Annotated in this window: 15 protein-coding genes and 1 pseudogene; 4 read left to right on the top strand and 12 right to left on the bottom strand. The window is 67.6% G+C overall.

Annotation, left to right across the window (positions count from 1 at the left end):
- Positions 1 to 7: 7 nt before the first annotated feature.
- From DMP23_RS20505 to DMP23_RS20490, 4 genes and pseudogenes are all read right to left on the bottom strand, one after another.
- Positions 8 to 1,096 carry an NAD(P)/FAD-dependent oxidoreductase gene (locus DMP23_RS20505; RefSeq protein ID WP_337822151.1) on the bottom strand — a complete coding sequence of 363 codons (1,089 nt, stop codon included), beginning with the start codon at positions 1,094 to 1,096 and terminating at the stop codon, positions 8 to 10.
- 521 nt (positions 1,097 to 1,617) lie between these two features.
- Complete coding sequence (locus tag DMP23_RS20500; protein ID WP_337822150.1) at positions 1,618 to 1,887, bottom strand: HAD family hydrolase; 270 nt, start codon at positions 1,885 to 1,887, stop codon at positions 1,618 to 1,620.
- A 21-nt stretch (positions 1,888 to 1,908) separates the two neighbouring features.
- The gene (locus DMP23_RS20495; protein ID WP_337822032.1) at positions 1,909 to 2,994 is read right to left on the bottom strand and encodes an IS110 family transposase; all 1,086 of its coding nucleotides are present in this window, start codon (positions 2,992 to 2,994) and stop codon (positions 1,909 to 1,911) included.
- 448 nt (positions 2,995 to 3,442) lie between these two features.
- A pseudogene (locus DMP23_RS20490) lies at positions 3,443 to 4,198 on the bottom strand (integrase core domain-containing protein); the annotation flags it as partial.
- 1,194 nt (positions 4,199 to 5,392) lie between these two features.
- Here DMP23_RS20490 and guaA point away from each other — a divergent pair.
- Together guaA and ltrA are read left to right on the top strand one after the other, a co-directional pair.
- Positions 5,393 to 6,949: a glutamine-hydrolyzing GMP synthase gene (gene guaA / locus DMP23_RS20485; RefSeq protein WP_337822149.1), complete on the top strand. Its 1,557-nt coding sequence runs from the start codon at positions 5,393 to 5,395 to the stop codon at positions 6,947 to 6,949.
- A 796-nt stretch (positions 6,950 to 7,745) separates the two neighbouring features.
- Positions 7,746 to 9,173: a group II intron reverse transcriptase/maturase gene (ltrA, locus tag DMP23_RS20480; RefSeq protein WP_337822148.1), complete on the top strand. Its 1,428-nt coding sequence runs from the start codon at positions 7,746 to 7,748 to the stop codon at positions 9,171 to 9,173.
- A 603-nt stretch (positions 9,174 to 9,776) separates the two neighbouring features.
- On the opposite strand, the gene DMP23_RS20475 is transcribed toward ltrA, so the two are convergent.
- The 4 genes from DMP23_RS20475 to DMP23_RS20460 all read right to left on the bottom strand — a co-directional run bounded on the left by DMP23_RS20475 (position 9,777) and on the right by DMP23_RS20460 (position 13,609).
- Positions 9,777 to 10,742: a PDR/VanB family oxidoreductase gene (locus DMP23_RS20475; RefSeq protein ID WP_337822147.1), complete on the bottom strand. Its 966-nt coding sequence runs from the start codon at positions 10,740 to 10,742 to the stop codon at positions 9,777 to 9,779.
- A 96-nt stretch (positions 10,743 to 10,838) separates the two neighbouring features.
- Complete coding sequence (locus DMP23_RS20470) at positions 10,839 to 11,333, bottom strand: Rieske (2Fe-2S) protein (RefSeq protein ID WP_337822146.1); 495 nt, start codon at positions 11,331 to 11,333, stop codon at positions 10,839 to 10,841.
- A 4-nt stretch (positions 11,334 to 11,337) separates the two neighbouring features.
- Positions 11,338 to 12,471: an amidohydrolase family protein gene (locus DMP23_RS20465; RefSeq protein WP_337822145.1), complete on the bottom strand. Its 1,134-nt coding sequence runs from the start codon at positions 12,469 to 12,471 to the stop codon at positions 11,338 to 11,340.
- A 16-nt stretch (positions 12,472 to 12,487) separates the two neighbouring features.
- On the bottom strand, positions 12,488 to 13,609 hold the full coding sequence (locus tag DMP23_RS20460; RefSeq protein ID WP_337822144.1) for an amidohydrolase family protein: 1,122 nt from the start codon (positions 13,607 to 13,609) through the stop codon (positions 12,488 to 12,490).
- Between the two features lie 322 nt (positions 13,610 to 13,931).
- Between DMP23_RS20460 and ilvC the strand changes: the two genes are divergently transcribed.
- On the top strand, positions 13,932 to 14,945 hold the full coding sequence (gene ilvC, locus DMP23_RS20455) for a ketol-acid reductoisomerase (protein ID WP_337822143.1): 1,014 nt from the start codon (positions 13,932 to 13,934) through the stop codon (positions 14,943 to 14,945).
- A 103-nt stretch (positions 14,946 to 15,048) separates the two neighbouring features.
- Positions 15,049 to 15,777: a GntR family transcriptional regulator gene (locus DMP23_RS20450; RefSeq protein WP_337822142.1), complete on the top strand. Its 729-nt coding sequence runs from the start codon at positions 15,049 to 15,051 to the stop codon at positions 15,775 to 15,777.
- An 83-nt stretch (positions 15,778 to 15,860) separates the two neighbouring features.
- On the opposite strand, the gene DMP23_RS20445 is transcribed toward DMP23_RS20450, so the two are convergent.
- From DMP23_RS20445 to mmsB, 4 genes are read right to left on the bottom strand one after another with little or no spacing between them, the layout of a single operon-like run.
- Positions 15,861 to 17,069, bottom strand: coding sequence for a CaiB/BaiF CoA transferase family protein (locus DMP23_RS20445; protein WP_337822141.1), 1,209 nt, complete (start codon positions 17,067 to 17,069; stop codon positions 15,861 to 15,863).
- A 1-nt stretch (position 17,070) separates the two neighbouring features.
- Positions 17,071 to 17,931, bottom strand: a complete 861-nt coding sequence (locus DMP23_RS20440; RefSeq protein ID WP_337822140.1) for an enoyl-CoA hydratase/isomerase family protein — start codon at positions 17,929 to 17,931, stop codon at positions 17,071 to 17,073.
- A gap of 11 nt (positions 17,932 to 17,942) precedes the next feature.
- Positions 17,943 to 19,406 (bottom strand): aldehyde dehydrogenase family protein, encoded by a 1,464-nt coding sequence (locus DMP23_RS20435; protein ID WP_337822139.1) that lies wholly within the window; start codon positions 19,404 to 19,406, stop codon positions 17,943 to 17,945.
- Positions 19,407 to 19,456: 50 nt separating this feature from the next.
- Positions 19,457 to 20,344: a 3-hydroxyisobutyrate dehydrogenase gene (mmsB, locus tag DMP23_RS20430; RefSeq protein WP_337822138.1), complete on the bottom strand. Its 888-nt coding sequence runs from the start codon at positions 20,342 to 20,344 to the stop codon at positions 19,457 to 19,459.
- Between the last annotated feature and the right edge of the window lie 64 nt (positions 20,345 to 20,408).

The following is a 20,408-nucleotide window of genomic DNA, read 5'->3' as shown; positions in this document are numbered from 1 at the left end:
TGTCCCGCTAGCTCTCGTAGAACACCGACACCAGCACCAGCATCCGCTCGTAGGCCCGGCGGTAGATCGTCTGGTAGAACGCGGCCGCCTCGTGTTCGGGGATGTCGCCGCGCAGGACGGTACCGACCGTGGCCGCGGCGACCATGCCGCTGAACGTGGCCAGGTGGACGCCGGTGGACAGCAGCGGGTCGAGGAAGCACGCGGCGTCCCCGCTTAGCAGATGACCGGGTCCGGTGAACGACTCGGCGACGTAGGAGTAGTCCTGCTCGACCCGAACATCGGACACCGCCTCGGCGTTCCTGAGCAGTTCCTGCACGGCGGGGCACTGCGCGATGCCCTCGTCGTAGACCTCCTCGATGTCGCCGAGTTCGGCCCGCCGCGCGTTGAACGCGTCCCGTCCGCTGACCAGGCCGACGCTCAACGTGCCGTCGTGTAGCGGGATGATCCAGAACCAGCCACCGGGCACCGAGTACACCCCGGTCGACCCTTCCGGGCCGCCGTCGAGCGTGGCCCCGCCCTTCCAGTAACGCCACGCGGCGACGTTCTTGAACGTCTCGTGGTAGCGGCGGTTCTTCAGGTAGCGGGCAGCGAACACCCCACCTCGGCCGGATGCGTCGATCACGTGGTCGAAGCCGATCCGACCGGTGCGGCCGCCGTCCTTCGTGTCCACCCAGATCGCCGCCACCGGCCGGTCGCCGTCGAACTCGAGCTCGCGCACCGTGATCCCCTGGTGCACCTCGGCGCCGAGTTCGGCCGCATGGTCGAGCAGGATCTCGTCGAACTCCGACCGCACCACCTGCCAGACGTACGGGGTCTCGTCACCGAGTTCGTTGAACCGCATCGTCCATTCGTCGGGGCCCCATCGGAAGTCGACGCCACGCTTGACCTGGAAACCGTGTCGCTCGATCTTCTCGCGCACGCCGAGCAACTCGAAAATGGACAGGCACGACGGCAGCAGGGACTCGCCTATGTGATAGCGCGGGAAATGTTCGCGCTCGACGACCGTCACGTCGAGACCGTCCCGAGCGAGCAGACCCGCCGCCGTGGACCCGGCGGGCCCGCCGCCGATCACCAGCACCTGAGTGGATTCACGCATCGACAGACCCCCGTCTCGATCGGTGGTGGAACCACAGCGATTTCGTCAGCGGAAACGCAGGTACGGCTGTGGTACGAGCCGACTCTAGCCGAGGGCGGATACACCGAACTGGCATCGTCGCGGCCGGGCTGACAGCAACCTGCCAGCCGGTTGCCAGGCGGCGCGTTCGGGGCCTTTGCACTCGCCCAGTCGGCCGACGTCCGCAACCGCGCTGCCGGCCGCCAGGTCGACGACCAGGTCCTATCGACGTCAGTACAGCACGACTCGGGGCTGCAACCGCTTCACGGCGACGACGAACGTAAATGACGCCCTGTACTGCTCTTCGACCTCGCTACCGCTCAAGCATCGACAGACGCGGCGGCGGCTCTCGTCACCGCCAATGAAGCATGCGATCTTCTGACCGAGGACTTGTACGCCATAGCCGTCGACAGGATACCGGCCATCTACACCGCACTGAGTTCTACGCCTTACGCCGCAGCGCTACGAGATCGGGCCCACGTGTTGACCAGCGAATACGAAGGCTACAGCGATGTAGCGGAGTCGTTGTGACGCCGTACCAGAGCCGGGAGCTCAGCGAGGCTGTCGAGGTGGAACAAGCACTGTTGGTCGATCGCAGGGTCGCTCAAGATGTATCCCCATGGTCCGCGTCTGATCACTGCGGTAGCGATACCAGAGTTCTGCGCCGGACGTACATTGTTATCAAGCCGGTCGCCTACGTACAGTAATGAGCCCGCCGGTACGCCGGCCTCCGCGATCATTCGATCGAAGAAGGCAGGAGAGGGCTTCTCCACCCCCGAGGCTGCTATGTCGTGTCAAGCCGCGATGGTGCGGGTCTGCGATTCGCGGACGGGGTATTCGGGTGTGGTCCGTTCGAGAAGTTTGAAGATCGTGCGGGCGAGGGCGCGTTTGATGCATCGTTGCGCGTCGCGTGACGTCTTGCCCTCGGCGGCGCGTTTGGCGATGTAGGCCTTGGTTGCGGGGTCGACGCGCATGCGGATCATCGTGATCGTGTGCAGCGCCCGGTTGAGCTGCCGGTCTCCACCGCGGTTGAGGCGGTGCCGGTGGGTCATCCCGGATGAGGCCGGGATTGGTGCGGCGCCCGCGAAGGCGGCGAACGCGGCTTCAGAGCGGAACCGGCCCGAGTGAGACCAGCTGATGAGGATCTGGGCAGCGCTGATCGAGCCGACGCCGGCCAGGTTGAGCAACTCGGGAGCGATCCGCTCGACCAGAATCGCGAGTTCGGTCTCCAAGTCCTTCGCCTCGGCGCGCAGGGTCAGGACTCGCCGGGCGGCTGAACGCAGCGCCCGGATCGTCATGCGAAGCTCCAGCGAACCGTCTGGCGAGTCGTTTAGTTCGGCGCAGCAGGCGATCTGGGCCGAACTGGACTTGCCCCGCAACCCCGACCTCAGATCCTCGGGAGCGGAGACGATCAGCGCCTTGAGGTGGTTGATCGCGGCCGTGGCCGCCAGCACCGCGCTGTGACGGGTGGTCAGCAGCACGCGCAAGGCTTCGCGTTCTCCTCGGCGGCGAGGATGGATCAGCTGTTCGCTGGCCAGTGCTTCGCGTGCCGCGCGGACAGCGTCGATGCGATCGGTCTTGCGACCGCCGCGCTGGGCCGGGCGTTTCGGCCTGCAGACCTCGACAACGCGTTCGCCTTCGGCGTCGAGGAACGCCGCCAGGCCGGCACCGTAGCTGCCGGCGCCCTCCAACGCCCAGCACCGGGCGCCCGGAACATGCCGGCGGGCGAACCGGAGCAGTTCCCGGTAGCCGCGAGCATCGGCGGTGACGTCGGCGTGGGCGAGCACGGCGCCGACCGGGGTGACGACGGCCGCGGCCAGGGTGTCGCGGTGGGTGTCCACCCCGATGACGCCGTCGACCTGTTCTGCGAGCATGGTCATGCGGTCGTGGTTCCTCTTCTCCAAGCGGGACAAGCCGTGTGCGCGGCGTCGGCCTGGGCAGAGGTCACCCGGGTGGCAGAACTGTGACGAGTCACGCCGCGAGCGGCGGACGAGCTGCTATCAAGCCAATCAGGTGGGCCAGGCCGACGCCGACGCTCCAGCAGACATCTCGGGGGCACGGCAGATCCTCTGATCGCCAGTTACCGTTTCGAGTCATGCCGGAGCAGTCGACGCCGAGCCTGACAGCAACCAGACCAGGCCGGGCTGCCAGCCCAGAATCACAGTTACCTTCTTCGCAGCTCCTGATTTGATAAATTTGGCGGATGTATGCCACTCTATTGCGTTCGCGCGGACCTCGACGATCGCTCGGCCACCGGGGGGCAGCATCTCCCTCCAACGTGTTCCGGCGAGGTTCGGCACTCACGGTTGCACCAGAAGGCACGCTGCGCTAGCTGTATGAGGTCATGACGTTGGTGACGTGGTGGTGGATCCGGGTGGCTGGTGGCTGGTTTCCGGCGGCGGTGTGTGGTTGATGGTAGTTGTAGTGGATGTTCCAGACGGCGAGGGCTGCGGTGCGGTGTTCTTCGCTGGTCCAGACGTGGGCGTAGAGGAACTCTTCGGCCAGGATCCGTTGGTATCGCTCGACCTTGCCGTTGTGGCGCGGGGTGTAGGGCGTGATCCGCTGGTGACGGGTGTCGTGCAGGACGGTGGCGAAGTCGTGCGCGCGGTAGCAGGCGCCGTTGTCGGTGACCAGGCGGTGGATGTGGGTGATGCCATGGGCTGCGAAGAACGCGCGGGCGCGGTGGACGAACTCGATCGCGGTGCGGGCTTGCTCGTCGGGCAGGGCTTCGGTGTAGGCCAGGCGTGAGTAGCCGTCGACTGCGGAATGCAGGCAGGTTCGGCGGGCATGCTCGCCGCGGCTCTTGCCGCGGCGGGCGCGTTTGTCCTGGTCGCTGCCTTTGCCGTGGATCCGCCAGCCGCCGCCGTCGGGGATCCGGCCGGTCTTCTTCACGTCCAGGTGCACCATGTGCCCAGGCCAGCGGGCGATGATCCGGCGGGGTTCCCGGTTGCCGGCACCGGTGGGGTCGAGGAACCGACGTCGGTTCAGGCCGAACTGCAGCAGGTGCCGGCCGACGGTGCGCGCGGAGATGGCGATTCCGTCGGCGGCCAGTTCCGTGGCGATCCGGCGGGTCGAGAACTTCCGCCCAGTTCCGCCGCAGCGCGGTAACTCCCCGTGAGGTCATACGCCTCGAGGATCTCCATGATCTCCCTGCTGTTCTTCACGCCGTGCAGCCTTGCTGCACGGCAACCCGGATGATCTACCGGGGAGATATCTGGCCGTCCACGGGGAACCCGGTGGCCATCAGCGGAGCCTTATCTGGCCGCCGATGGGGAGTATTCACTGGCCACGGACACCGCTCCTCCTCGCGGCACCGGAGTACACCACCATGATCACGTCGATCACCACACTGCCCCGCCCCTTACGCCTGTCGCTACAGGTCTGTACCGACCAGGAGTAACCTTGCGCGCAGATTATTCGAGACCGTGGCTTGGGGGAACCATACGGAGATCGGATCGCCTGTTTCGCGAGCCGGATCTTCTCCCGGCGAGCAGCCGTTCCCCCGCAAGTGACGATCCCTGGTTCAGGCAACGTCGGATCGGGCGGTCTGCATGATTTACCTCAACAGCTCGTCCGAGTAGCCAGGTACATCGCGCTTGCGTGCGCGCGGAGCCGACAGGGAGCTGACCGGTCAGCAAGTAGTCATGGGTATCTGAATTCAGGCTGTCGCTGGGAAGTTCCATTCTGGTCGAGATGCCCGACGAACCTTCAGCAGCAGAGCGACCTCGGCAGTGTCTCCAGCCGGCGCATCTGGAATGTGCTTGGGTGCGATGAAGTGATCGCGTGCGGGATTTCTGGCGTCTGGGCGCACGGTCGCCAGGAACGTCACGAATCGCCTGACCACGTCCCAGGTGTTGTTGGCACCGGCGAGTGTGTGCAAGATCCCCATCGCGCTGATACGCACGGCAAAGCTGCTGCCAACTTCGTCGCGGGCCCGGCAGCGGCAAGTTCGGCGAAGGCGAACCGCTTGTGGCGTTCCGTCGCCGCTGGCGAAAGACTGTCGCCAGACCGGTTTCGGCTCGCCCGACCGCTGCCGACGCGTCGCAACAGGAAGCGGTTGAGCCGACGGCTGACCAAGTGCCGTAGGAGTGAGGCGAACGCCTTAGCGGTCGCTGCCCCAGGTGCACGACCAGGGCACCCACGCCACCGCGTCCGACGGTGCGCGGGGCACCAGGTCCGCACATTCTACGCTCCGTAGATCAACGGGACTCGCATCCCCCGTCTTTTCTCGAAGTCGTCGCCTGCGACGATAGTGAGCGAGGAGAAGGAGGCCAGCGAGTGAACAACGGCACCGGGCCGGTGCTCGTAGTGGACTTTGGAGCGCAGTACGCGCAGCTGATCGCGCGGCGCGTCCGTGAGGCCAAGGTTTATTCCGAGGTGGTACCGCACACCGCCGCAGTCGACGAGCTGCTGGCGAAGAACCCGTCCGCGATCATTCTTTCGGGTGGACCGTCCAGCGTGTACGAAGAGGGCGCGCCCGCAATGGACCCGGCGCTGGCCGAGGCTGGGATCCCCGTATTAGGCATCTGCTACGGCTTCCAGTTGTTGGCCAGGGCGCTCGGAGGAACTGTGGAGGCGACCGGGGCGCGCGAGTACGGTCGTACCGAGATCAAGGTCGGCGGCGATGGTGGTGTCCTGCACGGCGAGTTGCCCGCGCGACACCCCGCGTGGATGAGCCACAGCGACAGCGTGACTAAAGTACCTGATGGTGCGGTGATTACCGCTACGTCCAAGGGTGCTCCTGTCGCTGGATTCGAGGACACTGAGCGCCGGATCGCCGGCGTGCAGTACCACCCGGAGGTGGCGCACTCGCCGCACGGCCAGGAGGTGCTGCGCCGATTCCTGTACGAGATCGCCACTATTCGTCCACAGTGGACGACAGCGTTCATTGCGGGGAAGCAGATTGCCGCAATCGCTGCCCAAGTCGGTGACGGACAGGCGATCTGCGCGCTGTCCGGCGGCGTCGACTCCGCGGTCGCGGCCGCGCTCGTGCAGCGCGCCATCGGCGACCGGCTGACCTGCGTGTTCGTGGACCACGGGCTGCTGCGAGCGGGGGAGCGCACCCAGGTCGAGCGTGATTTCGTGGCCGCCACGGGCGTCAACCTGGTCACCGTGGACGCGCGCGAGCGGTTCCTGAACGCGCTGGCCGGCGTCACCGATCCGGAGCAGAAGCGCAAGATCATCGGCCGCGAGTTCATCCGCGTGTTCGAGCAGGCCGAGCGCGACCTCAAGGCACAGGGCGACTACCGGTTCCTCGTGCAGGGCACGCTGTACCCGGACGTCGTCGAGTCCGGCGGCGGCGAGGGCACCGCGAACATCAAGAGCCACCACAACGTCGGCGGCCTGCCGGACGACCTGCAGTTCGAGCTGGTCGAACCGCTGCGGCTGCTGTTCAAGGACGAGGTGCGCCGCGTCGGGCTCGAACTGGGGCTGCCGGAGACGATCGTGCAGCGCCAGCCGTTCCCCGGGCCGGGCCTGGGCATCCGGATCATCGGCGAGGTGACCGCGGACCGGCTGGAGACCCTGCGCGAGGCCGACGCGATCGCCCGCGAGGAGCTCACCGCGGCCGGGCTGGACCAGGAGATCTGGCAGTGCCCGGTGGTGCTGTTGGCGGACGTCCGCAGCGTCGGCGTCCAGGGCGACGGCCGGACCTACGGCCACCCGATCGTGCTGCGCCCGGTGTCGTCGGAGGACGCGATGACCGCCGACTGGACGCGGTTGCCGTACGAGGTGCTGGAGCGGATCTCGACCCGGATCACGAACGAGGTGTCCGAGGTCAACCGCGTGGTGCTGGACGTGACGAGCAAGCCCCCGGGCACCATCGAATGGGAGTAGCACCGCCCATGGATTCTATCAAGGGCGGCGGCGGGGTTGACCGGAGTAAGAGAAAGGCCCATCGATCACGGTGCAGACACTGGCGACGAGGACGAAGCTCGCGAGTTTGACACCGCGACCGCGCGCCGGCCGATCGCTGCGATGCAGTGTCGAGAACTGGATCCTTGACCGGATCGGCCTCCTGCCAGGGTCCGGTTGTTCTGATGGCTGTTTGCCGTTGGCTGCGGAATAGTATCTAGATTCTTGGGCGGGCGCAGCAATGCGCCCGCCGCTACCCGACTGATCCGGGGAACGCCGGGGAGGGCGGAAAGCAGCTCCGACAACGTCGGGACGTGCCAGTACTGCCAGATGGCGCGGGTCCGGCTAGCGAGGCCAGAGGGTACAGCGAAAGCGAATCAGTGGTTGACGCCCCGTAAGCGTAGTACCGGCTCCAACCTGGCGGATACGGGCCGGGGTGCAGTGCACGGTTCCCGTTTTGCGAGGGAATCGACTCCGGTGCCTGGTTTTTCGAAGGGCGAGGAGGCCACGTCGAAGGCCTGCGGCGTAGGCGTGGCGATGCTGCCGGGGTAGAGCTGGGTGCCTGCCTGGCCGATCGAACACCGAGCGAACGTGGGAACCGCCCCCGTCCGCCCTCACCGCCGGGTAGCCAGCCCGGCGGCGGGCAGGTCCGTTGCCGACCGATAGGCGTGGGGCGGGGCGGAGGTCTCGTAGTAGTCCGAGCGAGCGAAAGGCGCGTACATGGCGAAGGAGACCAGCAAGTCAGCAAGGAGGAGGCTGGAATGCCGGGAGGCCACGGGTGAATACCCGCGATCCGGAATCGGTCCTGTATTGGGCCGAGCGCCGGGTACTGGAGATCCAGACCAAGCTGCACCGATGGGCGACCGGCGATCCCGAGCGCCGGTTCGATGATGTGTTCAACCTCGTCACCGATCCCGCATTTCTTTTGGTGACATGGGATCGAGTGCGGAGCAACAAGGGGTCGCGCACGGCCGGAGTGGACGGCAAGACCGCCCGCTACATCGAAGCCGTGACCGGGGTCGAGGGGTTCCTCGACCAGTTGCGCTGCCAACTCAAGCAGCGCAGCTTCCGCCCGGTTCCGGTCCGGGAACGGATGATCCCCAAGGCGAACGGCAAGATGCGTCGCCTGGGCATCCCGACCACAGCCGACCGGGTGGTCCAAGCGGCCGTGAAGCTGGTGCTGGAGCCGATCTTCGAGGCGGATTTCCACCCGTGTTCCTACGGGTTCCGCCCCGGGCGCCGAGCCCAGGACGCGATCGCCGAGACGTGGTTTCTGGCCAAACACTCCTACGAGTGGGTGGTCGAGGGCGACATCGAGGCGTGCTTCGACATGATCGACCACACGGCCCTGATGGACCGGGTGCGCCGTCGTGTCGGGGACAAACGCGTGCTGGGATTGGTGAAGGCGTTCCTGAAAGCCGGGATCCTCAATCAGGACCGGCAGTTCAGGAACACCGACACCGGCACTCCGCAGGGAGGCATCCTCTCCCCGCTGCTGGCCAACATCGCCCTGTCGGCCCTGGACGATCACTTCGCCCAGGTCGAGGGCGGCCCGGCCACCAGTGAGTGGGTGCGCCGCAAACGACGGCAACAGGGCCGGGCCAACTACCGGCTGATCCGGTATGCGGACGATTTCCTGGTCATGGTGTCCGGCGACCGCGAGCATGCAGATCAGGCGCGTGACGTGGTGGCGGCGGTCTTGGCGCCGATGGGCCTGCGTCTGTCGGAAGCCAAGACGATGATCACCCACGTCGACGAGGGCCTCGACTTTCTCGGGTGGCGCATCCAGCGTCACCGCAAGCGAGGCACCGACCGGCGGCACATCTACACCTATCCGGCCAAGAAAGCCCTCAGGGCTGTCATGGCCAAGGTCAAGATGCTCTGCTGGCAGAACAACAACGAACCCTTGGCGGTCCTGCTGCGCCGGCTGAACCCGGTGTTGCGGGGCTGGGCCACCTACTTCCGGGCCGGGGTGTCCGCCTCGACGTTCCAATACCTGTCCAAGTACGCCTGGGAACGGGTCATGGGATGGATCAGGCACAAACACCGGAAGATCACCTGGAAGGAACTCCGGCGTCGCTTCTGCGGCGGCGAATGGTGGCCCACCGACGGACAGTCCTACCTCTTCGACCCCGGGCAGATGCGGATCATCCGCTACCGCTACCGCGGCACGAAGATCCCGACACCGTGGACCGCCGCGAGCTGAGGACCACCGGTCGCCCGGTCGGGACTTGTGGAGAGCCCGGTGCTCAGTAATGGGCACGCCGGGTTCGGCGGGCGGCCCGAGGAAACGGACCAGTCGAAAGACCGGCACCGCGCCTCGGGCCGACCCAACCGCGCCGAAGGCAAAAAACACAACGCCGCACTGACCTGCTTGGAACCAGTGACCCTGAGGTACTGCTGTCGGCTCTACCCACGTGCATCGGCACGAAATGGGACGCCAACGCGGCGGCGATTGCAGCGCCGCGCGGCGGAGTCTGCGGGGCAGCGCCTTCCTGGCGGCGCAGCCTCCGGGAAGGCTGTACGCAATACGATCGGGACCCGCGACGGACACGGAGAACTTTAACGACGCGGCACCAAACTCGAACCCGATCCTGAGCTCCGCGACATCCACTTGCTGCCGCTTCGCGAGGACCCGGACCGGTATTTCGAGCAGAACGTCCTGCCCGCCGCTTCAGGTACCCGGGTCGACCAGGTTCGTGCTGTTCGTTCCGCGCCGGTGTTTCTTGCACCTCGCGCAACGGCTCGTCCGGCTGCGGCACTGCGGACCAGCCGCCGGTCAGGGCGGTTGCCGTGTCGATGCTGATGTTCACAGGTCCAGCACCAGAGTCTTGGAGCACGCGCGGGAGCAGCACGGCATGATGACCTCGCCGGATTCCTTTTCCCGCGGGGTCAGATACGAGTCCCGGTGGTCCGGCTCGCCCTCCAGCACGACGGTTTCGCAGGTGCCGCAGGTCCCTTCCCGGCAGGAGGTGGGAATGTGCACCCCGGCGGCTTCGGCGGCTTCGACAATCGACTGGTCCGGTGCGACAGCGAGGGTGATGCCCGAGTAGTCCAGGACGACTTCGAACTCCGTGTTGTTCCCGTCGAGCGCCCCGTCTTTCGGGCGGAAGCGCTCCAGGTGCAGCGCGTCGTCCGGCCAGACGGCGCAGCGTTGCTCCACGGCGTCGAGCAGGCCGCCGGGGCCGCAGCAGTAGATCGCGGTGCCGGCTTCCGGCGTGCCCAGGAGCGCTGCCAGGTCGAGATGACCGCGCACGTTTTGGGGCCAATAGGTGACGCGGTCGCCGTGCGGGGCGAGTTCCGCGCGGAAGGCCATGGATCCTTCCTGCCGCCCGCCGTAGACCAGCCGCCACGGCTTGCCGGCTGCCTCGCATCGCCCGATCATCGGCAGGATCGGGGTGATTCCGATGCCGCCGGCGATGAACAAGTAGCGCTCGGCGTCGGCCAGCGCGAAGTTGTTGCGAGGTCCGCGGCAGAGCACCTGGTCGCCGACGGACAGTTTGTCGTGCACGTACGATGATCCGCCGCGGCTTTCCGGTTCTCGCAGCACGCCGATGCGCCAGTGGTGCCGGTCGTCGGGGTCTCCGCACAGCGAGTACTGGCGCTCCAGGCCGGGGCCGAGGACGAGGTCGATGTGTGCGCCGGGCTCCCAGGCGGGTATCTGGTCGCCGGAAACCGGCGCGAGCCGCAGGGACTTGACGTCGTCCGCCTCGTGCGCGATCTCGGCGACGATCGCGGGCACTTCGGCGGCCTCGCGGGGAGAGGTGTGCGTCATCGGAACCATCCGTTTCGGAACGCGCGGCCGGCATGAAGCGGCCGACGAAGCCTCGCCGGGCCGCGCGGCGGCCGGCCCGGCGAGGCTGAACGACGATCAGGCTTGGGTCTGAGCCCGTGCGCGGGGCCCGCGCGCGGGACGTCGGCGGCTGGTGTCCACGACGACCACGTCGTCCTCGACGGTCACCGCATAGCCCTCCATGACGAACGGGCCCTTCTGCCGTCCGCCGTCGGGGTCGACGACGTCTTCCGGCGAACCGGGAACGACCTCGACCTCGTATTTGCGGACGCGGGCGTTGCGGGGGTCGAAGAAAGACTCGCCGGTGCGGATGTCGTATTCCCAGGCATGCCAGGGGCACCGGAGGGCACGATTGCGCTCGTAGGAGATGTCCCCGTCGGGCTTCTCCGCGCCGGAGACCCCGAACACCGTGCCGAAGCTGCACAGCGCCGCGCCGGCGTGCGGACACTGGTCCAGCAGCGCGAAATACTCCCCGTCGACATTGAACACGCCGATCTTGCGGCCCTCGAGTTCGACGATCTTGCGCTCGCCGGGCCGGATCTCGGAGGCGCCGGCCACCACGTACTTCGACATGCGATCAGCCCTCCATGCCGAAGAACCGGAGCCCGTTGGCGCGCAGGATCTTGTGGCGCAGCTCGTCCGGGAACACGCTCGGGAACACGGTTTCGGGGGAGTCGAAGTCGAAGTGCGGGTAGTCGGAGGCGAAGACGACGTTGTCCGGGCAGAACTCTTCGATCAGCTCGGCGAGGTGCTTCGGGTTCTCCGGCTCGTCGATTGGCTGGGTCGAGGCGAAAATGTGGTCGCGGATGTACTCCGAGGGCTTGCGCTGCAGATCGGCGACCTCGCCGCGCAAGGTTTTCCAGTGGTAGTCCAGCCGTTGCGCCAGCGGGGCGAAATGCACCACGTTGCCCTCGACGAACATGACCTTGAGATCCGGGAACCGGTCGAACGTGCCGGTCAGGATCATGCTGAGCATCTGGGACTGCAGGCTTTGCGTGTGCCCGACGTGGTACTCCGTGTGGTACGAGGTCCACCCGGTGCCGGTGTTGGCGTGCCCGCCGCCCTGGGACAGGTGGAACTGGATCGGCAGGTTGTGCGCGACGGCGGCCTCGTAGATCGGCCAGTACTTGCGGCTGCCCAGCGGCTCCAGGGTCTTGCTCAGCCCCAGGACCGACACGACGCCCGGATTGGAGCCGACCCGCTCGATCTCCTTGACCGCGAACTCGGCGGCCTCGAAAGCGACCGGCGCCGACGCGCGCAGCCGCGGTTCGGGGTAGACCAGGTGCTCGAGCTGCCAGTCGTTGATCGCCCGGGTGAGCGCGTCGGCGACCCTGGGGTCCAGCGCCTGGCTGGCCGGGTTCAGGGTCTGGCCTCCGGGGGCCAGGCATTGCAGCACGCCGACACTGATGTCGTAGGGATCGAGCAGTTGCGAGCGGATCAGGTCCAGCGACGAGCCCGGGTAGGAGCCGTCGTCGGGCCAGGCGTCGTTGCGCATCGCACCGCCGTACATCTGCGGGTATTCGGTGACGTGTGTCAGTCCGTTGGTGGTGCGCACGCCGTACTCGTGGATGTGCTTGCGCCAGCGCTCGGGCAGATAGCCGGCGATCAGGCCCTCGCGCGGCACAGGGTGGATGTCGACGTCGAAAATCCCGGTGCCCAGGACGGCCTTGCCCACCGGCGCGGCGGAGGGGGCGTGGTCGATGGTGGTCATTGCGGTGCCGCCTTTCTCAGTCGTGGCCGGGGACGCTGAGGTGGTAGAGGTCCCAGGCGTTCTGCCGGTAGATGCGGTCGACCAGCTGCGCGTCGCACGTGCCGGCTTCGATCTGACGCGGCCCGGACGCGTGCCGGTGGGGGTAGTCGCTGGAGTAGACGAGCAGCTCGTCGCTGCCCATCCGGTCGACGATCCTGTCCAGGCCGCCGGGCTCCTCGGCGCCGTCGGAGGGCGCGGTCGTGAACTTGAAGTGCTCCCGGATCAGCTGCGACGGGGCGCGGTCCAGCCACGGCACGTCGTGGCGGTAGCTCTTCCAGAGTTTGTCGAACTTCCAGAGGAACGGCGGCAGCCAGCGGAAGCCGACTTCGGAGACGACGACCCGGGTGCCGGGGAACTTCTGCAGCACGCCCTCGGAGACGATCGAGTTGATCTGCGCTTCGAGGTTGGACTGCTGTCCGACGTACCACTCCAGGTACGAGGTCGGCCATCCGACGGATGTCGGAGCCTGGCGGAACACCCCGCCGAGGTGGATCGCCACGGGCAGCCCGGCGGCCTCGGCCGCTTCCCAGACCGGCCAGTTGATCTGACGGCCGTACAGGAGTTCGGACTGGCCTAGCAGCAGCACCTGCACGAACCGCTTGTCGCCGGCCCTGCGTGCGATTTCCTCGGCCGCGAGTTCGGGAGTGCCCTGCGGCACGACGACAGAGGCGCGCAGCCGGTCGTCCTGCGCCAGCCACTCGTGTGCGATCCAGTCGTTGAGCGCGCGGGCGTGGGCCGCTTCGCGCCGCGGCTGGTGCATCTGCTGGATGCCGTAGAGACAGTTGAGAATCGCGAAGTCGGCGTGCCCGTCGGCGAACACGTCTGCCGCCAAGTCCTCGACCCGGGTGGCCGCGCGGCCGTCCGCGTCGGTCCGCAGGCCTGGCCGCTGGGCGATCGGGGAGTGGCGCGGGTGGTAGTTCGGCTCGTAGTTCGGCGACAGCGCGCCGATCAACTGGTCCCCCCAGTACTCGTCGAGGTAGGGGAGGAAGGCCTCCGGAGTGCTGAGGATCGGGTGCACGTCGCAGTCGACGACGGCCGGGCGCGTGCCGGGCGGAGGAGCGGAGCGTTCCTGCTTCCTGGCAACGACAGTGTCAACCATGTTCGGAACAGACCTTTCGAATTCTTGGCCGCGGAGCAGCTGACGAGATCTGCGGCTCGGCAGCGGTCGCGGTCCGGTTCGGGAGGCTCGGCGTCCGGGCCGGTGCGGCCAGAGGCAGAACCATGCCGACTAAGGAAATCCTGGATCCAGGATACGCACACGGAACCAGGAGGGCAAGCCTCGTGGATCCAGGATCTGATGCGGGCTGGATGTGTGCTATTCCGCATTGAAGTCTCCTGGATCCAGGAGCCGGGATTCGGTAGCGTGCGACACGGCTTCGCGACGACGCAGCCGTCAGACCGTTTCGGAAGGAAGTGCAGCGATGACCGCCACCGTCTACTACGACGCCGACGCCGACTTGGGGCTCTTGCAGGAGCTGAAGGTCGCCGTCATCGGGTACGGGAGCCAGGGCCACGCGCACGCCCTCTGCCTGCGTGACTCCGGCGTCGACGTCCGGGTCGGCCTGCCCGAAGGGTCGAAGTCGAGGCCCAAAGCCGAGGAGGAGGGCCTGCGGGTGCTGACCCCCGCCGCGGCCGCGGCCGAGGCCGATGTCGTCTCCGTCCAGGCTCCGGACACAGTCCAGCGGTCGCTGTACGAGCGGGACATCGCCCCGAACCTCAAGCCCGGCGACCTGCTGTTGTTCAGCCACGGCTTCAATGTTCGGTACGGCTACATCAGCGCGCCGGACGACGTGGACGTCGCACTGATCGCCCCCAAGGGACCTGGGCACCTCGTGCGGAGGCAGTTCGTCGACGGGCATGGCGTCCCGGCGCTCGTCGCTGTCGAACAGGACGCTTCCGGGCGGGCATTGCCGGTCGCGCTCGCCTACGCCAAAGCGCTGGGCGGGACGAGGGGCGGCGTCATCAGCACCACCTTCGCCGAAGAGACCGAGACCGACCTGTTCGGCGAGCAGGCCGTGCTGTGCGGCGGGGCTTCCGCGCTCATCCAGGCGGGCTACGACACGCTCGTCAAGGCGGGATACCAGCCCGAGATCGCGTATTTCGAGGTTCTGCACGAACTGAAGCTGATCGTCGATCTCATCTACGAGGGCGGGATCGCCCGCCAGCGCTACTCCTGCAGCGACACCGCGGAGTACGGCGATCTCACCCGCGGCCCGCGGATCGTCACCGACGCCACCCGCGAGGAGATGGCGAAGATCCTCGGCGAGATCCAGGACGGCACGTTCGCGCGCGAGTGGATCGCCGAAGACGACAAGGGAAGGCCGAACTTCCTGCGCCTGCGCGCCGAAGGCAAAGCCCACGACATCGAGCAGGTGGGCGCTCGCCTGCGGGACATGATGCCGTGGGTCGACCGGAAGATCACCGAAACTGCCTGAGCGACTGTGCGGCCCGGCCGGCGATGCTGCCGGCCGGGCCGTCGCTGGCTCCGGGATCCATGGTCCGCTGCTAGATTGGCTCACGACCGACGAGAGGTGTCACATGGTGAACGAGGGCCTGGCCGCGCGGGGGATCGGGGATCCGTCCATGGCGGCTTCGGCGCTGGAGCAGTTGCCGCCCCGCGACAGCACCGCGCTGGTCAGGACCGTCCGCGACCGCCTGCGGCTGGCCATCGCCCTGGAGCAGATCCCGACCGGGAAGCTCAATCAGGTGCAGGTGGCCAAGCAGCTCGGAGTGAGCAGGATGCCGATCCGGGCGGCGATCCCGGAACTCGTCGCGGAAGGGCTGCTCGAGCCGCTCGCCGGCGGGGGAGTGGCGGTGCGGGAGCTGACGGCGTCGGACGTGCGGCAGGTCTACGACGTGCGGCTGGCACTGGAGGCCAAGGCCGTCCGCATCGTCGCGGAGCGGGGGACCGACAAGGACGTGCGGCGCGTGCAGAAAGTGGTCGATCGGCATTTGCCGGTCTTCGCCACCTATGACACCGCGGATCTGCTGGCCGCGGACCGCGAATTCCACATGTCCATCCTCACCGCGACGGACAACGTGCATTTTCAGCGTGCGATCGTGCCGGTCTGGTCCATCGTCGAGCGCGCCATGGTCAGCGTCATGCACATCCGGCACGTGTTCGACAGCGCCTGGAACGAACATGCCGAGGTGGCCAGGGCGCTGGTGGACCGCGATCCCGATGCCGCCGAAGCGGCCATGCTGCAGCACTTGAGCAGTGCGGCGGACAAGCTCGTCACGTCGATCGCGGAATCCGCCGAGTCCTGAACGGCCGCGGCGAAGCGGACCGGGCTCCCGCCGGGGTGACCGCGGAAGCCCGGCCGCTGCCGGCGGACAGCGAGGATCGTCCGCTACGCGCCGGTCTTTTTCCACTGCGCCGCTTGGCCTTGTGCGGTCAGCTTCGCGATTTCTTCGGCCGAATAACCGATTTCGGCCAGGACTTCGCCGGTGTGCTCGCCGAGCATCGGAGCGGGCCGGCGGAGCCACTGCGAGTCGGTCCGGCCGACGTTCACGGACTGGCCGAGAATCTTCATCGAGCCGAGGGTGGAGTGCTCGACGCTGGCGACCATGTCCAATCCGGCGGTGATCGGGTGCTCGAGCGCCTCCGGGATCGTGAGCACGGGCCCGCACGGCACGCCGGCCGCGCCGATCTCGGCGATCCACTGTTCGGTGGTCTTGGCCGCGAGCAGGTCTTCGATGATCCTGCGCAGTTCCGTCCGGTTGGCCATCCGGCTCGCGTTGTCGGTGAACCGCGGGTCGTCCTCCAGTTCCCGCCGGCCCAGGGCGGAGCACAGGCGCTGCCACATTTTCTCGTTGCCGCAGGCAAGGGTCATCGCTGTGTCGCGGGTCTTGAAAGTGCCCTGCGGGAACATGATCGGGTGGTCGTTGCCGTCCTGGACGGGGGTCACGCCGAGGCTCAGGTATTTCTGGGCCTGATAGGACAGCAGCGTCAGCATGGACTGCATCAGGGATCCCTCGACCACTGTTCCCTTGCCGGTGCGTTCCCGTTCGTAGAGCGCGGAGAGGACGCCGACCGCGCCGAAGACGCCGGTGGCGGAGTCGGCGATCGCGATCCCGACCCGCAGCGGACCGGTTTCGGCGGTTCCGGTGACGCTCATCAGTCCGGACATCGCCTGCGCTGTCTGGTCGAATCCGGCCAGGTCCGCGCCCGGCGGCCGCTGGCCGAACCCGCTGAGCGACACGTAGATCAGCCGCGGGTTGAGTTCGCGCAGTTCGCCCGGCCCGAAACCCATCTTCTCGGTGGTCCCGGGCTTGAAGTTCTGCACGAAGACGTCGGCTTCGGCGAGGAGCTTGCGCAGCGCGGTCTTCCCCTCGTCGCTGCGCAGATCCAAGGCGACGCTGCGCTTGTTGCGGTTGGAGGCCATGTAGTAGACGCTTTCGCCGTCCTGGAACGGTCCTGATTGCCGAGCGGGGTCCCCGGCCGGCAGCGTCTCGACCTTGACCACGTCGGCGCCGAGGTCGGCGAGGAGCATCGTGAGCGTGGGCCCGGACAGGTAACGGGTCAGGTCGACTACGCGGATTCCGTCGAGTGTGCCCATGTCACTCTCCCTTCTTCTGCCCGAATACCGGCGTCCGCCGCTCCGAGAACGCCGACACGCCTTCTTCGAGGTCACTGCCCTCGTATGCCTCGACGGTGAGACGCGCGAGCGTGTCGGCGTCCGCGTCGGTGAGCGGGCGGCCGACCATGCCCGTGACGACCTTGGCTGCTTTGACGGTGAGCGCCGATTGCTCACGGATCTGGTCCACGAGGCCGGTCACCGCGTCGACGAGGGCGTCGGGTTCGGCGAGCCGCTGCACCAGACCGATGCGGTGAGCTTCGCCCGCCGTGATCAGCTCGCCGCTGAACAGCAGGTGTTTCAGTTCCGCGGGGCCGATCAGGCGCGCCACCGAAACGGTTTCGGTGTAGCCGAGGGTGACGCCGAGCTTGCCGATCGGAATGCCGAAGCGAGCGGCGGTCGAGGCGATCCGGACGTCGCAGGCGGTGATGAGTTCGCACCCTCCGCCGACGGCGAGGCCGTGCACCGCCGCGATGACGGGCACCGGCAGCTCGGCGACCGCTCGCAGCGCGCGGGCGATCGCATCGTTGTAGTTCGTCGCCGCGGCCGCGGTCATGCGTTCTCGGGGGAATTCCTTGATGTCGGCTCCTGCGGCGAATGCCTTGGGGCCCGCGCCGCGCAGCACGACCGCGCGCAGGTCGGCACAGCGCGCCAGTTCGGTGAAGACCGTCAGGAGCCGCCGCCAGCTGGCCAGCGAGAGCGCGTTGTACGCCTCCGGCTTGGCGAGGGTGACGACGGCGACGTCGTTGACGGTCTGCCGTGCGACGCGGTCGACGACCAGGGCCTCCGGCGGGTCGTTGCGCAGAACGTCGGACAGTTCGTCGGCGCCGGGATCGGTGATCATGACGACGCCTCTCACCGGGACGTGTCGATGGAGACGTGTTTGCGCTCGGTGAAGCTCTCGATCATGCCCTCGAGCGAGAACTCGCGGCCGATGCCGCTCTGCTTCCAGCCGCCGTAGGACTGCCCCAGCACCTGCCCGCCGCCTTGGTTGACTTGGATCCAGCCGGCGTCGATCGAGTGCGCGGTGCGCAGGGCCCGGCCGATGTCGTGGGTCCAGATGAACGCCGACAGGCCGTAGTGGGTGTCGTTGGCCATGCGGACGACCTCGTCCTCGTCGTCCCACGGGATGACGCACAGGACCGGGCCGAAGATCTCCTCCTGGGCCAGCCGCCACGAGTTCTCGACCCCGACGAACACGGTGGGCTGGACGTAGAAGCCTTCCGCCAGCGGGCCTTCCGTCGGGGGCAGCCCGCCCAGAGCCACGGCGGAGTCACCGCGCCGGAGGCCTTCGTCGATGTAGCCGCAAACCTTGTCGAACTGTTTCTTGTTGACGATCGCGCCGATGTCGGTCTCTTCGTCGAGCGGGTCGCCGACCTTGAGCTTGCCGAGGTTCGCGGTGAGCTTGTCCACGAACGAGCCGACGATCGAGCGGTGGACGAACAGCCGCGATCCCGCTGTGCAGGACTGTCCCTGGCGCGCGAAGCGCATGCCGGAGATCGCGCCCTGGGCGACCCAGTCCTCGTCGGCGTCGGGGAAGACGATCTGCGGGTTTTTCCCGCCCAGTTCCAGGGAAACCGGCACGATCCGCTCAGCCGCGGCGGACATCACCCGCTTGCCGACCGCGGTAGACCCGGTGAACGACAGCTTGCGCACGGCGGGGTGGGCGATCAGGGCTTCGCCTGCTTCGGCGCCGTAGCCGATGACGACGTTGAGCACGCCCGCGGGCAGGAATTCGTGGCAGATCTTGACGATTTCGAGAACGGCCAGCGGGGCGTCTTCGGCCGCCTTGAGCACGAGGGCGTTGCCTGCGGCGAGAGCGGAGGCGATCTTCATGACGGCGAGCTGCACCGGGGCGTTCCACGGCACGATCGCGCCGACGATGCCGAGCGGCTCGCGGCGGGAGTAGTCCAGGACGTGCGCGTTGAGCGGGATGGTCTCGCCCTTGGCTTCGCTGGCCACCGAACCGAAGTAGCGGAACACGTCGACGGCGAAGCTGACTTCTCCGCGCGACTGCGTGCGCAGTGCGTTGCCGTTCTCTTCCGAGATCACCCGGGCGATGCGCTCGACCTCCGGCTCCAGCTTGTCGGCGATCCGCTGCAGCAGCCGGCCACGGGCGCGGGGTGCGGTGTCGCGCCAGCCCGGGAACGCGCGGCCGGCCGCGTCCACGGCGTCGGCGATGTCCTTTTCGCCTCCGCGCGGAACTTTGGCGATGAGCTGCTGGTTGCGCGGGCTCTCCACGTCGATCCAAGCGCTGTCGCGCGCTGCGACCCAGTTGCCGTCGATGTAGTTCAGGTACTCGGGAACCGAGGCGGTCATGCGGTGCTCCTGTTGTTCGGTGCTTGTCAGGGTGCGGGGCGCCGGAGTGGTCAGTTCTTGATGCCGATGACCTTCACGACGGCGGAGGAGTCGAGGCTGCCGTCGTGCTCGACGAGCTTGTCGAACTGCGTCTTCGCGCTGGAGCCCACGACGAGTTCGACGCCCGCGCTCTCCGCCGCGCTCAGCGCGAGACCGAGGTCCTTGGCCAGCAGCGCGGCGGCGAACTTGGCCTGGTAGCCGTTGTCGGCAGCCGATCCCTCGACGAGGCCGGGGCGTGGCGTGAAGTTGTGCAGCGCCCAGGTGTTGCCGGAGGAAGCGCTCAGGACGTCGAACACGCTTTGGGGCGTCAGGCCGAGTTGCTCGGCGAGCACGAACGCTTCGGCGGTGGCCGCGAGGCTCGCCCCGACGACCATCTGGTTGCATGCCTTGACCGCCTGCCCGGCGCCCGCGCCGCCTACGTGGAAGATCCTGCTGCCCATGGCGTTCAGGGCGGGCTGCGCCGCGGCGAGAGCCTCGTTCGTGCCGCCGACCATGAACGTCAAGGTGCCCGCGGTCGCCCCGGAAACGCCGCCGGACACGGGCGCGTCCAGGACGAGCAGGCCGGCCTCGGTCGCCGCCGAATGGACGGCACGGCTGGTGGCGACGTCGATGGACGAGCAGTCGAGCACCAGGCCGCCCGGTTTCAGCCGGGCGAGGGGACCGCCCTTCGCGAGCAGGACCGCGCGGACGTGCTCGCCCTTGGGGAGCATGGTCACCAGCACGTCCGCTCCGTCCGCGGCGTCGGCGGCGGAGTCCGCGATCGTGATTCCCGCGTCGGCGGCCCGAGCGCGGATCGTGTCCGCGACGTCGAACCCGTGCACTTCGTGGCCGGCCTTGAGCAGGTTCTCCGCCATCGGCTGACCCATGTTGCCCAGCCCGACGAAACCGAAAACGCTCATCCGTTGCACCCTTTCTCGTTACTGTCCGGATCACTGTGGCCGGGGAAAACGGCACACTCAAGAC

This window comes from Amycolatopsis sp. A1MSW2902, assembly GCF_017312175.1.
Lineage (GTDB): Bacteria > Actinomycetota > Actinomycetes > Mycobacteriales > Pseudonocardiaceae > Amycolatopsis > Amycolatopsis nivea.
Note: the sequence above shows the minus strand (reverse complement) of the source record. Positions and strands in the feature narration are given on the sequence as shown.

Excerpts from the sequence above, each read along its gene's own strand:
- DMP23_RS20435 (WP_337822139.1), bottom strand. The coding sequence starts at position 19,406 with ATGACCGCCTCGGTTCCCGAGTACCTGAACTACATCGACGGCAACTGG.
- ilvC (WP_337822143.1), top strand. The coding sequence starts at position 13,932 with ATGACCGCCACCGTCTACTACGACGCCGACGCCGACTTGGGGCTCTTG.
- DMP23_RS20475 (WP_337822147.1), bottom strand. The coding sequence starts at position 10,742 with ATGACGCACACCTCTCCCCGCGAGGCCGCCGAAGTGCCCGCGATCGTC.
- DMP23_RS20460 (WP_337822144.1), bottom strand. The coding sequence starts at position 13,609 with ATGGTTGACACTGTCGTTGCCAGGAAGCAGGAACGCTCCGCTCCTCCG.
- DMP23_RS20445 (WP_337822141.1), bottom strand. The coding sequence starts at position 17,069 with ATGGGCACACTCGACGGAATCCGCGTAGTCGACCTGACCCGTTACCTG.
- DMP23_RS20440 (WP_337822140.1), bottom strand. The coding sequence starts at position 17,931 with ATGATCACCGATCCCGGCGCCGACGAACTGTCCGACGTTCTGCGCAAC.
- DMP23_RS20505 (WP_337822151.1), bottom strand. The coding sequence starts at position 1,096 with ATGCGTGAATCCACTCAGGTGCTGGTGATCGGCGGCGGGCCCGCCGGG.
- mmsB (WP_337822138.1), bottom strand. The coding sequence starts at position 20,344 with ATGAGCGTTTTCGGTTTCGTCGGGCTGGGCAACATGGGTCAGCCGATG.
- DMP23_RS20495 (WP_337822032.1), bottom strand. The coding sequence starts at position 2,994 with ATGACCATGCTCGCAGAACAGGTCGACGGCGTCATCGGGGTGGACACC.
- DMP23_RS20465 (WP_337822145.1), bottom strand. The coding sequence starts at position 12,471 with ATGACCACCATCGACCACGCCCCCTCCGCCGCGCCGGTGGGCAAGGCC.
- DMP23_RS20470 (WP_337822146.1), bottom strand. The coding sequence starts at position 11,333 with ATGTCGAAGTACGTGGTGGCCGGCGCCTCCGAGATCCGGCCCGGCGAG.
- DMP23_RS20450 (WP_337822142.1), top strand. The coding sequence starts at position 15,049 with ATGGTGAACGAGGGCCTGGCCGCGCGGGGGATCGGGGATCCGTCCATG.